The sequence below is a fragment of the Nocardia sp. NPDC060255 genome, assembly GCF_042727395.1.
Taxonomy (GTDB): Bacteria; Actinomycetota; Actinomycetes; order Mycobacteriales; family Mycobacteriaceae; genus Nocardia.
On record NZ_JBHXAU010000005.1, the window covers coordinates 1 to 15,379 of the forward strand.

Sequence of the window (15,379 nt, forward strand, 5' to 3'; positions counted from 1 at the left end):
AGATTCGGATACCGATCCAGCAATGCTTCTCCGGACCGGCGCATACGATCGGCGTCCATCACCCCGGCCAGATGAAACACCAACTGCACCTGATACGCATCGATCGCCGCATCGGGGTCGGTCAACATCGAGTGAAACAGAAGGCCCGACTGCAATGCGGTCAGCGGCCATACATCCGACAAGCTCGGGTAACGCGCCTCCCACGCCTGAATCTGCTGCTGCCCCACTGAAACCAGCGGCAGATCCGACGGCGTCAACCCACCGGCCGCCGGCTGTGTCGCGTATTCGGCCAGCACCGTCAATGCCGCGCACCACAGATCGGCCAGCTCCGCTACCTCGGTGCGGGTGAGCATGCCCGAAGCAAACCCGAACAGTGCCTCCAGCCTCGGGCCATCGGGACCATCGGCTACAAAAGAGCTGATCTCCAACGCCGACAGCGCCGGCAGACCTTCACCATCACCAGTGTCGAGCTCGAGGTCGTCGGTGTTCATGGTCTGGGTCCAGCCCAGACCTCGCAGATCCTCGGGCATGTCCGTGGCCGAGAAACGACCCAGATAGTTGAACCCGATCTGCGGATCAGCAGACCCCGCCAGCACACCCGCGGTCTCGGGGTTGAGGTAGCGAAGCAGCCCGTAACCGATCCCCTTGTCCGGAACGGCGAGCACCTGCTCTTTCACGGCCTTCAGCGCCACCCCGGCCCCTGCACCCCCGGCGAACGCCTCACCCAGATCACACCCTCCGACGTCCAATCGCAGCGGGAACATGCTGGTGAACCACCCCACCGTGCGAGACAAATCCGCACCCGCCACCACCGATTCCTCCCGGCCATGCCCCTCCAACCGCACCAGCACCGACCGATCCACCACCCCACGACGCTCACGCCACCGCGCCACCGCCAACGCCAAACCAGTCAACAACGCGATGTCCGCTCCGGCGCGCAGCACCCCTGGCAGCGTGCCCATCAATATCTCGGTCACCGCGGCGGGCAATTCGACCCGCACCGTCTCCACCGTCGACATCGTGTCCAGCACCGGATCCAAGGATCGGTGTCCCAACAACGGATCCGGGTTCTGCTGCATCGCCTGCCACATGTCGAGTTCAGCGACCCTGCGCTGGTCGGCAGCCTCTTCTGCGAGGGCGTGCGACCAGCGCCGTACCGACGTTCCTGCTGCCGGGAGTACCGGTGTCCGTCCGTCACGCACCTGCAGCCACGCCGCAGCCAGGTCCGGCAACAGAATCCGCCACGAGACCCCGTCCACGACGAAGTGATGCAGCACCAACAGCAACCGGCCCGCCGCCCGCTCACCGGCGTCGAACCACACGAACTGCGCCATCACACCGTCCACGGGCGACAACCGGCGCAACGCCTCGTTCAGCTTCCGCGATGCGAGCACGCGCCACGCCGACGACTCCCAATCATCCTCGCAGACAACCCTTTCGATCAGGACTTCGGCATCGACCGTGTGCTGCGGATCCACCTGCAACATCCATCCACCGTCGGTATCGACCAGCCGAGACCGAAGTATGTCGTGGTGGTCGAGCACCGCAGCCAAGGTGGCTGCCACCCCCGTCGCATCGATACCACTCGGCAAGTCGACCAGCGTGGACATGGAGAACTTTCCGATGTCGCCGCCCAGCTCCACGAGATACGAGCCGATCGGCATCAACGGCATCACGCCGACGCCGCCACCGTCCAGTTCCACCAGTCTGATCGGTGCACCGGTAAGCCGTCTGGCCTCGGCTGCTGCGGCCAGCCGGGCGATGGTCCGGCATTCGAACACGTCTCGCGGGGTGACATCGATGCCGTGGGCGCGCGCTCGGGTGACGACCTGGATCGACCGGATGCTGTCGCCCCCGGTAGCGAAGAAGTCGTCGTCGACACCGACCTGTTCCACCCCGAGAACCTCGGAGTAGACCGTGGCCAGGATGGCTTCGTCCGATGAGCGCGGCGCACGATACGCCGATGGCGTGAACTCCGGTTCGGGCAAGGCCGACCGGTTCACCTTCCCATTGAGGTCCAGCGGAAGTTCTTCCAGCACAACGAATACCGCGGGCACCATGAACTCCGGCAATAGCTCGGAGACGAAATGCCTCAACCGAGATACCTCGAGACGTGCGTCTATGTCGACATCGATGCCGCTTGATACATCTGCCGCACCGGCCGACACGACGTAGCAGACGAGTTGCTTTGCTCCCGTCCGTCCTTCGCCGACCGTTACGATTGCCTGCCCGACCGCGGGATGGGTGAGCACGGCCGCCTCGACCTCACCCAGCTCGATACGGAAGCCACGGATCTTCAACTGGGAATCTGCTCGGCCTACGCATTCCAGTTGCCCGTGACGATTCCACCGCGCCAAGTCGCCGGTGCGATACATCCTGTGCCCCGCGGGCCCGAAGGGATCCGCTACGAATCGTTGCGCTGTGAGCGTGACTCGATCGTGATAGCCGCGCCCGATCGCACCGGCCACATACAACTCGCCCACCACGCCCGGCGGGACCGGGACGAGCCCATCGCCCAGCACATACATGCGCATATTTCCCAGCGGCGCACCGATAGGGGCGGCGGTACCACCGCTACCACCCACGATCTCCGGCTGGTAGCGATAGGTCGACGCGTAGAAGCTCTCACTTTGCCCATAGCAGTTGACAATCCGGGTCTGCGGCCAAACTGCGTGTACCCGCTCCACCAGCGATCCGGGCAGTACCTCACCGGCGAACACCAACGTATCGGTGACGACATGTTCTGCGATCTGGTCCAGCAATCCAGCGAGAACAGAAGGCACCGTGCTGATCACTCCGCCGGTCCAGCCGTCGCGCTCGGCCAGTTCCAGTACGTCGCGCATCAATTCGATAGTGGCACCGACGCTCAGTGCGCTGAATATCTCGAATACCGAGACATCGAAATTGATCGACGTCCCGGCCAGCACCCGCATCTCCCCGGTGATCCCGACGGCATCCACCAGTCCCCGAATACCGTTGACCACACCAGAGTTGGTGATCGCGACACCCTTCGGCGTCCCAGTCGATCCCGAGGTGTACATGACGTAGGCGAGGTTGTCCGGCCGCAAGGGAACGATCCGATCCGCATCGATGAGGTTACTGTCGTCGCCCACTGCCGGATCCAGCTCGTCGATCAGAATCCGTGGCGTTCCCGCCTCCGGAATCGTCTCGGCCGTTCCCGAATCGGTCAGCACTGTTACCGGCTGCGCCTGTGACAACACGAAGTCCAGCCGACGACCCGGGTACCTGGGATCGGCCGGCACGTACCCTGCGCCCGACTTCACCACCGCGAGCAGTCCGATCACCAGTTCCACCGACCGTGGCAGCGCCAGCCCCACCAGCTTCTCCGGACCGACTCCACGGCCTACGAGAACTCGCGCCAGGCGATTCGCGCGAGCATTCAGCTCGGCGTAGGTCAGTGATACGTCACCACAAATCAACGCTGTCGTATCGGGGCACCGGGCGGCTCGATGCTCGACCATCGCCGAAATCGTCAATCCTGTTGCAGGAGTTGATGTCTCATTGACTCCGGATATCCGGATCCGTTCCTCGCCGGACAGCACATCCACGACGGCGACGCACTCCTCAGGCGCTGCCACCAGTCGTTCGAGCAAGGTCACGAAGCGCTCCGAGAAGCCCCCCGCAGTGCTGCGATCGAATAGATCCGTCGCATATTCCAGGTAGCCTCGCGCCCCATTCTCGGCGCTGTCGGGGTTCTCGGCCACGGTGATGTACAGGTCGAATTTCGCGGTCGGGGTCGGAATCACCACGGGCTCGGCAGCCAATCCCGGCAGCGTGAAGTCGATCCCGATGGCGTCCTGCCAAGCGAACATCACCTGGAACAACGGGTGATGTGCACTTGTCCGTTCCGGATTCAGAATCTCGACCAAGCGCTCAAACGGAACATCCTGATTGTCGTAGGCCGACAAGGCCTTTCCTCGAACCCGATCCACAACCTCCGCAAACGACGGTGCGCCGGAAAGATCGACCCGCAGGACCCATGTGTTCACAAAGAACCCGACCAAATCCGACAGGGCCTCGTCGATCCGCCCTGCGATCGGTGACCCTATCGACACATCGGAGGCCGCGCCCAGCCGTCCGAGCAACACTGCCAGAGCCGCCTGCATCACCATGGACATGGTGGCGTCATGCGCGCGAGCGAACTCTCGAACCGCTGTCAGAAGCTTCGGTTCGACAGTGAACTCGAGCATGGCGCCCCGATGACTGGCCACCGGTGGACGCGGACGGTCCGCCGGTAGCAAGAGCGGCTGCGTGGTACCGGTCAGCTCGGCGTGCCAGTACGCCGCCTGTGTAGCCATAAGGCTGTCCGGATCGACTTCTTCGCCCAGGAGCTCCCGCTGCCACAGCGCGTAGTCGACGTACTGCACCGCAAGTTCGGGCCAAACGGGCGCGACACCTGCGCAGCGAGCGGTGTACGCCACAGAGAGGTCACGCACCAGCGGAACCATCGACGCGCCATCCGCGGCGATGTGATGCATCACGAGTGCGAGCACATGCTCCTCGGGCGCGGATCGGAACAGCACCGCATGGATCGGAAGTTCCGTTGCCAGGTCGAAGTGGTGAGCCATCACCTCCGACACTGCACCGGTTACGGCATCCGGTGTCACCTCGGCCAGCCGCACCTCGAAAGAGAGGCCGGCAGCCGGAATCACTCGCTGAAACGGTGTTCCGTGCCCGTCCTCGCCGATCAAGGTTCGCAAGCTTTCATGCCGGACAACCACATCCCGCAGTGCGGCAACCATCGCCGCCTGGTCGAGCGCACCGCGGAGCCGCACGGCGATCGGAATGTTGTAGGTAGCGGACGGTCCATCGAAACGATGTAGGAACCACATGCGCCGCTGAGCGAACGACAACGGTATCGTCTCCGGGCGGCCTTCCCGGCGCCGCAGCGCTGGCCGTGTGCGGCCATCGGCCGACAAGTGCAGGGACAACTCGGCAACAGTGGGTGAATCGAACACGGAGCGCAGGGCCAGCTCGGTCCCCAGCGCTTCGCGAACGCGGCCTGCCAGCCGGGTCACCAGCAGCGAGTGCCCGCCCAGCGCGAAGAAGTTGTCATCGATGCCGACGCGCTCGATGCTCAGCACCTCGGCGAACAATTCCGCGAGCGCCCGCTCGGCGCCGGTCCGCGGGGCGCGATAGTCGATGCCGATCATCTCCGGCTTCGGCAGTGCAACGCGGTCCAGCTTGCCGGTCGCGGTGCGCGGCAACCGGTCCAGAATGACGAAGGCGACCGGAATCATATGGTCGGGAAGCCGTTGTGTCAGGAAGGCGCGCAACTCGTCGACGGCGACATCGGCGGTGGGCACGACGTAGCCGATGAGCTGCTTTCCTATCCGATCGTTGCGGCCAGCGCGAGCGAGTACTGCTGCCTCGGCCAAACGCGGATGTGTCTCGAGCACGGATGCGACCTCGCCCGGCTCGACCCGGAAGCCTCGGATCTTCACCTGGTCGTCGATTCGCCCGAAGAAGTCGAGCTGCTCGTCCGGACGCCACCGCACCTGATCGCCGGTGCGGTACATCCGTGTGCCGGGTTCACCGAACGGATCGGCAATGAATCGTTCCGCGGTCAGCGCGGCACGATTCAAATAGCCACGGCCCAAACCCTTCCCGCTGACGTACAGCTCACCGGCAACGCCTTCCGGTACCGGCCGCAGCCATTGATCGAGCACGTACACCTTGGCATTGGCCACCGGCTTGCCGATCGGTGTCGGGCCGCCGTCGGCGATGAGCGGATCGCTCATCGTTGCTACACAGGTGGTCTCGGTCGGGCCGTACCCGTTGAACAGTTTGCGTCCGGGCGACCAGTCCTCGACCATACCGATCGACATCGCCTCGCCACCGACGCCCAGCACGGTGAGGTCGTCGAAGCTGCCCGGCGGCACCGTAGCGAGTATGGCGGTGGGAATCATGGCGGTGGTGATCGCCGCCCTGGAGAGTGCGGCAGCCAGCGCATCACCCATCAGCTGCCCCGAAGGTACGACGAGCGCCGCTCCACCGGCGAAGGCGGCGACCCACTCGGTGACCGAGATGTCGAAACTCGGCGAGGTGCACGCCAGCACCCTCGACTGTGCGGTGACGTTCGCACAGTCCAGTTCCGTGCGTGCCAGGCTGGGCAGGGTGTTGTGCGGGATGATCACGCCCTTGGGGCGTCCGGTCGAACCCGAGGTGTAGATGATGTAGGCGGGATTTCGCGGGTCGAGCGGCGCGGTCCGATCGTTGTCGGTCGGGTCGGCAGGGGACTGCGCCGCCAGTGTGCCGTGCACGTCCGGATCGTCCAGCATGATCGTCCAGCACGTACCGGGCAGGCTGGTTGCATAGGCCGTATGCGTCAGCACCAGAGTGGGCTGCGCGTCGTCGATCATGAAGGCGATCCGCTCGTGCGGATACGCCGGATCGATTGGGAGGTATGCGCCGCCGGCTTTCATCACCGCGAGCAGACCGATGATCATGTCCGCCGAGCGCGGCAGGGCGATCGCCACCACTGTCTCCGGGCCCACACCGCCCTGGATCAGCCAGTGCGCAAGCCGGTTCGCCCGAATATTCACATCCCGATACGACAGGGTGAGCTCATCGGCAATCAACGCGTCGGCCTCGGGGGCAATGACAACCTGGCGTTCGAACAACTCGGGCAACGTGATGTCCGATACCGGTCGCGCCGTATCGTTGAGCCCGCGCAGCAGACGATCGTGCTCAGCATCAGGCAGTATTCGCACCGTGCCCAGTGCGCGTCCGGGTTCCTCGGAAAGCTGCCGCAAGACCAGCTGGAGCCGGTCCGCGATCTTCTCGACGAAGTCGCGGCCGAAGACTTCCTGTCGATATTGCAGTGCCAGCCGCAGTTCGGTTTCCGCATCGACGATGATGGTCAGTGGGTAGTGAGAGCCCGAAGATGGGCGCAGCCCCGTGCATGTGAGCGCGTCGGGGTCGTCGTGGTCGGGTACAGGTTCGACGGGATAGGACTCGAAGACGACGAGGGTGTCGAACAGGGTCTGCAGTCCCAGGATCTGCTGAATATCGGTCAACCCGTAGTGGTGGTAGTCGAGCAGTGCGGTCTGGTGTTGCTGCAGATCGGTGACCGTCTCGGCGAGCGTACGGGTCGATGCAAGCTGTACGCGTACGGGCAGCGTGTTGATGAACATGCCGACCATGGAGTCGATACCGGGCACTTCCCCGGGCCGCCCGGACACAGTGGCCCCGAACATCACATCGGACCGGCCGGTCATCGCACCGAGTGTGATGCCCCAGGCCCCTTGGACCAGAGTATTGATCGTCACGCCGAGTTCGCGCGCCCGCCCGGCCAGCATGCCGGTCCGGCGGGCATCCAGTGCCACCGCGATGTGCGCCATCGACAGATCATTGGCGTGCGCCGCGGCGGGGGCGAGCAGTGTAGGTTCGTCTATACCGGTCAGCTCTCTGGTCCATGCCTGCGCTGCGGCCTGACGGTCTTGTGCGGTCAGCCACGCCAGGTAGTCGCGATAGCCACCGCGTTGTGGCGCGATGGATTCATTCGCCAGGCCATAATCGGCGTAGCCGGTGAGCAATTGCTGGAGAATCAGCGGTATCGACCAGCCGTCGAACAGGACGTGATGCGCGGTCAGCACCAACTCGGACCGATTATCGGCCAACCGCACCAACGCAAGCCGCAACAACGGCGCGACCGCCAGATCGAAATGGTGTGTCCGGTCCGCGATGAGGAACTCCTCGAACACCCTGGCCTGTTCGTCGGCAGGCAGTGTCCGCAGGTCGAGTTCCTCCCACGGCAGCACAACCCCATCGACCACCAACTGCACCCACTCCCCACCTGCGGCAGGCACGAACACGGCCCGCAGATTCGGATACCGATCCAGCAATGCTTCTCCGGACCGGCGCATACGATCGGCGTCCATCACCCCGGCCAGATGAAACACCAACTGCACCTGATAGGCGTCCACGGCCGTGGTCCGGTCGGCCAGTACCGTGTGGAACAGCAAACCCGACTGCAGCGGGGTCAAAGGCCATACATCCGACAGCGCCGGGTACCGCGCCTCCCACGCCTGAATGTCCTGTTGCCCCACTGAAACCAATGACAGATCCGACGGCGTCAACCCACCGGCCCCGGGCTGTGTCACGTATTCGGCCACCGCAGTCGAAGCGCCATGCCAAAGATCAGCCAGCTCGGCCACCGCGTCTCGGCTCAACACCCCGGAAGGGAACCCGAACGTCGCCTCCAGCCTCGGGCCATCAGGACCGTCGGCGACAAAACAGTTGATCTCCAGCGCAGACAACGCCGGCAGTGCACCACCATCAGCATCGAGGTCGTCGGTGTTCAGCGTCTGAGTCCAGCCCAGACCCCGCAAATCCTCCGGCATATCCGTCACCGAGAAACGGCCCAGATAGTTGAACCCGATCTGCGGATCGGCAAACCCCGCCAGCACGCCCGCAGTCTCAGAATTCAAATAACGCAGCAACCCATAACCGATCCCCTTATCCGGAACAGCCAACACCTGCTCCTTCACGGCCTTCAACACCTCCCCCACATCACCACTCCCGGCATCCAATCGCAGCGGGAACATGCTGGTGAACCACCCCACCGTGCGAGACAAATCCGCACCCGCCACCACCGATTCCTCCCGGCCATGCCCCTCCAACCGCACCAGCACCGACCGATCCACCACCCCACGACGCTCACGCCACCGCGCCACCGCCAACGCCAAACCAGTCAACAACCCAACGTCCACCCCACAACGCAACACCGCAGGCAACACCGTCGATAATGCCGCAGTCACCCCAACCGCCAACTCGACCCGTACCACCTCCACCGTCGACATCGTGTCCGATACCGGATCCAACGACCGACAACCCAACAATGGATCCGAACCCTGCACGACCGCCTGCCACCGCGGAAGTTCCGCCACCCGTTCCTCGGCCAGGGCGGCATCCGCAAGTGCATGCGCCCAGCGCCGCACCGACGTGCCCCCCTGTGGCAACACCGGTTCCGAACCGGCCTGCACCTGTTCCCAAGCCGCAGCGAGGTCCGGCAACAAAATCCGCCACGAAACCCCATCCACCACAAAGTGATGCAACACCAACAACATCCGGCCAGGAACTCGCGCACCGGGATCGAACCACACGAACTGCGCCATCACTCCGTCAACCGGAGACAACCGGCACAACGCCTCGTTCAACTTCCGCGAGGCAAGCGCACGCCAGCCCGACGACTCCCAATCACCATCACAGACAACCCTTTCGATCAGCGCGGACGCGGCGGTGCTCTCCGCCGGAGCCACTTGCAGCGCCCACCCGTTGCCCTCCTCGACCAGTCGTGAGCGCAATATGTCATGGCGGTTCAGCACTGCGGACAGCGTCGCCGCGAGCTGCCGTGAATCAATACCGACCGGTAGATCCACGAGTGCAGACATGGAGAACGTGCCGATCTCGCCACCCAACTCCATCAGGTATGCCCCGACGGGCATCAGCGGCATCGAGCCGACACCGCGGCCTTCGAGCTCGTCCAGCACCACCGCGGTTCCGGCAAGCCGTCTGGCCATGGCGGCCTCCGCCAGTCCAGCGACAGTACGGCGCTCGAAGACGTCCTGTGGTGTTACAGCGATATCGTGAACTCGTGCGCGCGTGACAACCTGTATCGACCGGATGCTGTCGCCCCCGATCGTGAAGAAGTCGTCGTCGATTCCGACGCGGCCTGCACCCAGCACGTCGGCGAAAACCGAAGCAAGCACTTCTTCTTCGACCGAGCGCGGTGCTCTGTACGCGCCACCGGAGAACTCTGGTTCAGGCAGCGCCGATCGATTCACTTTGCCATTCAAGTCCATCGGAAGTTTGTCCAGCACCACAATCACCGCAGGCACGGAATACTCGGGCAGTCTCTCGGCTACGAATCGGCGCAGCCGCGCGGGCTGCGGCAATGACGCATCCGCCGAGGGCACGACGTAACCGACGAGCTGACGACCGGAACCACGACCGTCGTGCGCGACCACCACCGCCTGCTCGACCGCGGGATGCGCGGCGAGTGCCGCCTCGACCTCACCGGGTTCGACACGGAACCCTCGGATCTTCAATTGTGAATCCGCGCGCCCGACACATTCCAGTTGCCACTGGCCATTCCACCGCGCCATGTCGCCTGTTCGATACATTCGCGCGCCAGCGGGCCCATAGGGGTCCGCGACGAACCGTTCCCCGGTGAGCGCCGGACGATGATAGTAACCACGCCCCACCGCCCCCGCGACGTACAGCTCACCGACCACGCCCGGCGGCACCGGTGTGAGCGCCTCGTCCAGGACATACGTCCGCATGTTCGGCAACGGTGTGCCGATCGGCGCCGCGCCCGTACCAGCGACGCCCTCCTGACCGGCCGGGTATCGATAGGTGGTGGCATAGAAGCTCTCGCTCTGCCCATACCCATTGACAATTCGGACGCGCGGCCACACCGCACGCACCCGATCCACCAGGGCGGCGGGCAGCACCTCCCCGGCGAACACCAGGCTCTCCACCCGAGTACGACCGGCAATCTCCTCGAAGAGGTCCGCGAAAACCGTTGGCACCGTGCTGATCACGCCGCCGGTCCAGCTCTCGCGCTCAGCCAGCTCCAGCACGTCACGGGCTACCTCGACGGTCGCGCCTGCGCTCAGCCCACTGAATATCTCGAATACCGACACGTCGAAGTTGATCGAGGTGCCTGCCAGGATTCGTGACCGGACGCCGATGCCCAGCGCTTGAATCAGACCTGAGATCCCGTTGACCACACCGCCATTCGTTATCGCGACACCCTTCGGCCTCCCGGTCGAACCGGAGGTGTACATCACGTACGCCACATTGTCCTCGTGTGGCGGCGCGAGCAGTTCACCCGCAGTCAGATTCGCCTCGTCACTCGCGGCCGGATCGAGCTCCTCGATCAGGAATTGTGGCGCCGCAGCTTCCGGTATGAGTCCGCGAGTCGCCGAGTCTGTCAACACCAGCTCCGGGCGCGCTTCGGACAAGACGCAGTTCAACCGGCGGCTCGGGTACCTCGGGTCGACGGGCAGGTAGCCAGCGCCCGATTTCCAGATTCCCAGCAGGCCCACGACGAGGTCGGCACCGCGAGGAAGAGCCAACCCCACCAGCGACTCCGGTCCGACGCCCCGGACCACGAGTTCCCGCGCGAGCCGGTTGGCCCGCGCATTGAGTTGCGCATACGTCAGCGACTCGGCATCGCACACCACCGCCGGCATCTCCGGCAGAGCATCAGCCCATCGCTCCACCAGTTGGACCACCGACGATTCGGGCAGCTTTACCGTGGTGGCATTGATCTCCGACAGGTGAGCACGCTCGGCGTCGGACAGGACATCTACTGCCACGATCGGGCGGTGCGGCTCAGCCGTCAACTGCCGCAGCAATCGCAGGAAACGCTGGGCAATCGCGCCGGCAGTATCGTGATCGAACAGGTCGGTCGCGTACTCCAGTGAGCAGTCGGCACCGGAACCGACCGGGTTCCGGCCGATCGCGAATTCGAGGTCGAATTTCGCCGTGTACGAAGACACCATTTCCAGTGTCGCGTGCAGATCGGGCATCGTCAGGTCGATCGGACCGGTGCCCTGCCATGCGAACATCACTTGAAACAGCGGATGATATGCACTCGTGCGCTCGGGATTGAGGATTTCCACCAGCCGTTCGAACGGCACGTCCTGATTGTCGTAAGCGGACAGGGCCTTGTCACGGACTCGCTCCACGACGTCCGTGAAGGTCGGAGCGTCCGACAGATCGACACGCAGCACCCAGGTATTGACGAAGCACCCGATCAGATCCGACAACGCCTCATCGGTGCGGCCCGCGATCGGCGAACCAATCGCGATGTCGGTACCACCACCCAATCGACCCATCAGTACTGCCAGTACCGCCTGAAGGACCATCGGCGAGGACGCACCGCTGCGCTGGGCAAGCTCCTCGACCGCAGCCCAATCCTCGGGCTCGATCGCGAATTCGACGAGCCCCCCCGCATGACCGGGAACCGGTGGACGCGGCCGATCCAGGGGCAGCCGACCCTCCGGCGGCAGCCCTTCGAGCTCCTTCTGCCAGTATCTGAGCTGCGTAGCGATTGCACTGTCCGGGTCGTCTTCGTCACCGAGCACTTCCCGCTGCCAGAGCGTGTAATCGGTGTACTGCACCGGCAGCTCGTCCCATGCAGGCGAACTGCCGGTCTGCCGCGCGGTGTAGGCCGCTGCGAGGTCCTTCGCCAACGGGACCATCGACTCACCGTCAGCGGCAATATGATGCAGGATCAGGATCAGGACATGGTCCTCGGGCCCACACCGCAACAGCGCGGCCCGGACCGGGATCTCGGCCGTCAGATCGAACCGGTGGCCCACCAATTTCGCTATCTCACCCGAGACCGCATCCGCAGCGACTTCGGCCACCTCCAGAGTGAATCCGGCCTGCTCGAACGGAACCACCAGCTGAAACGGCACACCATCGGCGTCCTCGATGATCAATGTCCGCAAGATCTCGTGCCGGGTCACCACATCCCGCAGCGCCGCCGCCATCGATTCTGCGTCGACCACGCCCGTCAGCCGTGACACCACCGGAAGGTTGTACGTGGCGGAAAGCCCCTCGAAACGATGCAGGAACCACAAACGGCGCTGAGCGAACGACAATTCAATCATTTCGTTTCAACCTTCCCAAACACTTTCGAATCCACCGGCAGACCATCCGGACAAAGAAAGACCTGCAGCGCAGAAATTTCCGTGACGGCTTTCCGTCCATCGCGGTGAGGCCCCCATCCACCCGAGTCAGGAGAAATGGTTCCGGCTGCCACCGACCGCTTCAGCACAGCTTTCTGACAGTTCGGCCCCTGGTCAAGCCCGCTGTCCCGTCGACGGGACAGCCCGTTGACCCCCCGGTTTCCCTGTGTCGTCCCCGACTCGGATCTATTGCCCGCAGACCATCTTTCGGGTACTACTGAAATGAAAGGAACTCGCTCCGACCCTTTTCCGGAATCAATTCCTACCTCATCGGTCACCTTCGCGCAGAATTCGTCGCATATAAGCGCACGATGGAAACGGGCTCTGTTCCAGAGTTCGACCGGCGGCCGGGAGTTGGGTTTCGCGAGAAACAGGTCAGCTCGTTCGAGTGTGTATCGAACAAGAAAAGAGGTGCGGCAGATGACCGGTCGGTCGAACATCGCCCCAGTGCGGACAGCACACCGTAATACCGGTTCCTCCACGGACGCGACACCCGCGACAGCGGTGGCGACCGTGACGGTGGGCGACCAGGCCCAGCTGCTGCGCGCGGGCATCGAATCATTGCAGCGCGACGACCCGGAACTCGGCACCATACTGGATGCCGAGATCGGCTACCAACGCGCCACACTGGCAATGGTCGCATCGGCGAGCGCTGCGGATCCGTCCGTGCTGGCGGCGAGCGGCGCAGCATTGTCGAATGTGACCGCCGAAGGCTATCCCGGTGCGCGATACCACCCTGGTTCGGCACAGTTCGATCAGGTCGAACGCCTCGCGGTGCAACGCGCGAAGGAACTCTTCGGCGCGCAGTACGCCAATGTGCAGCCGCATTCGTGTTCTTCGGCGAACTTCGCGGTGCTCGCGGCTCTCATACCACCTGGCGGCACGCTGCCGGGGCTCGACCTTAACGTCGGCGGCCATCTCACACACCGCTCACCAGCGTCGGTGACGGGGCGGTACTACCGTGCGGTGCACTACGACTGGATGCGTCCGGGCACATCGACTACCATGCTCCGGAGAAATTCCAGCATCCCGAACGGCTCGATATCGGCAGGGCGCCCAACCACGGTGAGGAGCACCTCGCGTTCGGGGCGGGCGCGCACCACTGCCTCGGCGCTGCGCTGGCCCGGATGCAGGCCGAGATCGCGCTCGACCGACTGCTGTTCCAGCGGGACAGCTTCGCCATCGCGGTGAGCCGTGGCGAGCTCGAATACGCCAGCTGGCCCGGCGACGGCAACCACCTCGTCCGGTTGCCGGTCCGACTCTGAACCACGTATGTACCGACGGGCCTGTGAGCGCACGGCCACTCGGGCCGTGCGCTCACGGCGTTCCGGCGGCTTCCAGCAGTGTCGACACAACAAACCGAAAAGAAGAGTCATGACCGAACAAGCCATATCGCCCCAGGAGAAGATCCCGTTCGCCAGAACTTGCCCCTTCTCTCCGCCCGCCGAGTACCAAAGGATGCTGGCGGAGGAGCCCGTTGCCCGGGTCCGGCTGCTGAACAACGACGAGGTCTGGGCGCTCACCAGTTATGCGGACGTGCGCGCCATGTTCACCGACGCCCGCTTCAGCTCGGACAACCGGCACCCGGGATATCCGACGTTCACCCCAGAAAAGCCCACCGAGCAGCCGGTCCGGACGATAGTCAACCTGGACGCCCCGGAACATAACGAGGCCCGCCGACGGGTGATCGGCGAGTACACCGCGAAGCGGATCAAGGACCTGCGGCCGCAGGTCCAGCTGATAGTCGACAAGCACCTGGACGCGCTCCTCGACGGTCCGAAGCCGGTCGATCTGGTGGCGGCGCTCGCGGTGCCGGTGCCCGCACTGGTGATGTGCGAGCAACTCGGGGTCCCCCTCGACGACCACCAGTTCTTTCTGTCCATCAACACGAAACTGGTCAGCATCGCGTCGTCGGAGAGCGAGCGGGACGAGGCGTTCAGCGCACTCGGCGGCTACTTGTGGGCCCTGATCGAGAAGAAGGAGAACAATCCGGGCGACGACCTGCTCAGCAGGCAGATCGCCAAGAACCGGGAATGCGGCGATTACGACCGGATGTCGTTGCTGGGCCTGGCTTTCCTGCTGCTGGTGGCCGGGCACGAGAATTTGGTCGGCATGATCGCGCTCGGTACCGCGCTGCTCCTGCAACATCCGGAGCAGCGCGCCCGATTCACCGCCGACCCCTCGCTGACCCCGGGGATGGTGGAGGAAATGCTGCGCTACTTCACCGTTGCCGATCTCGCGGCGGTCCGCGTCGCGACCGAGGACGTCAAGATCGGCAGCAAGATCATCCGCGCCGGCGAGGGTGTTGTGGCACTGATCAACGCGGCCAACCACGATCCTGACGTCTTTCCGGAGCCCAACGAGTTCGACATCAACCGCCGCCCGTCCCATCCTCACCTGGCTTTGGGCTTCGGCCCGCATCTGTGCCTCGGCCAGAGCCTTGCGCGGATGGAGTTAGAGGTCGTGTTCGACACGTTGTTCGCCCGCATTCCCGGCCTGAAGCTGGCGGTCCCGGTCGAAGAGCTGAAGTTCAAGGGCGAAGAGGGCACCTACGGCCTCTACGAGCTGCCCGTCAGCTGGTAGACCACCGTCAGCCGATCCTGCACGCAAAGGACTGCGGTCACCTCCGATTCGGAGGTGACCGCAGTCCT

The 15,379-nt window shown here is 64.2% G+C and carries 3 protein-coding genes and 2 pseudogenes; 4 read left to right on the forward strand and 1 reads right to left on the reverse strand.

Annotated elements, in window-relative coordinates; genetic code table 11:
- Positions 1 to 12,650 (reverse strand): amino acid adenylation domain-containing protein (locus tag ACFWF1_RS12025; RefSeq protein WP_379322173.1); only part of this gene is annotated, 12,650 nt, incomplete at its 3' end.
- 498 nt (positions 12,651 to 13,148) lie between these two features.
- Between ACFWF1_RS12025 and ACFWF1_RS12030 the strand changes: the two are divergent.
- The 4 genes and pseudogenes from ACFWF1_RS12030 to ACFWF1_RS12045 form a co-directional block, all read left to right on the forward strand.
- A pseudogene (locus tag ACFWF1_RS12030) lies at positions 13,149 to 13,646 on the forward strand (hypothetical protein); the annotation flags it as partial.
- 125 nt (positions 13,647 to 13,771) lie between these two features.
- Positions 13,772 to 13,828 (forward strand): annotated as a pseudogene (locus ACFWF1_RS12035) (hypothetical protein); the annotation flags it as partial.
- 27 nt (positions 13,829 to 13,855) lie between these two features.
- Positions 13,856 to 13,993: a hypothetical protein gene (locus ACFWF1_RS12040; protein WP_379322182.1), complete on the forward strand. Its 138-nt coding sequence runs from the start codon at positions 13,856 to 13,858 to the stop codon at positions 13,991 to 13,993.
- Positions 13,994 to 14,102: 109 nt separating this feature from the next.
- Complete coding sequence (locus ACFWF1_RS12045) at positions 14,103 to 15,311, forward strand: cytochrome P450 (RefSeq protein ID WP_379285188.1); 1,209 nt, start codon at positions 14,103 to 14,105, stop codon at positions 15,309 to 15,311.
- Positions 15,312 to 15,379 lie beyond the last annotated feature (68 nt).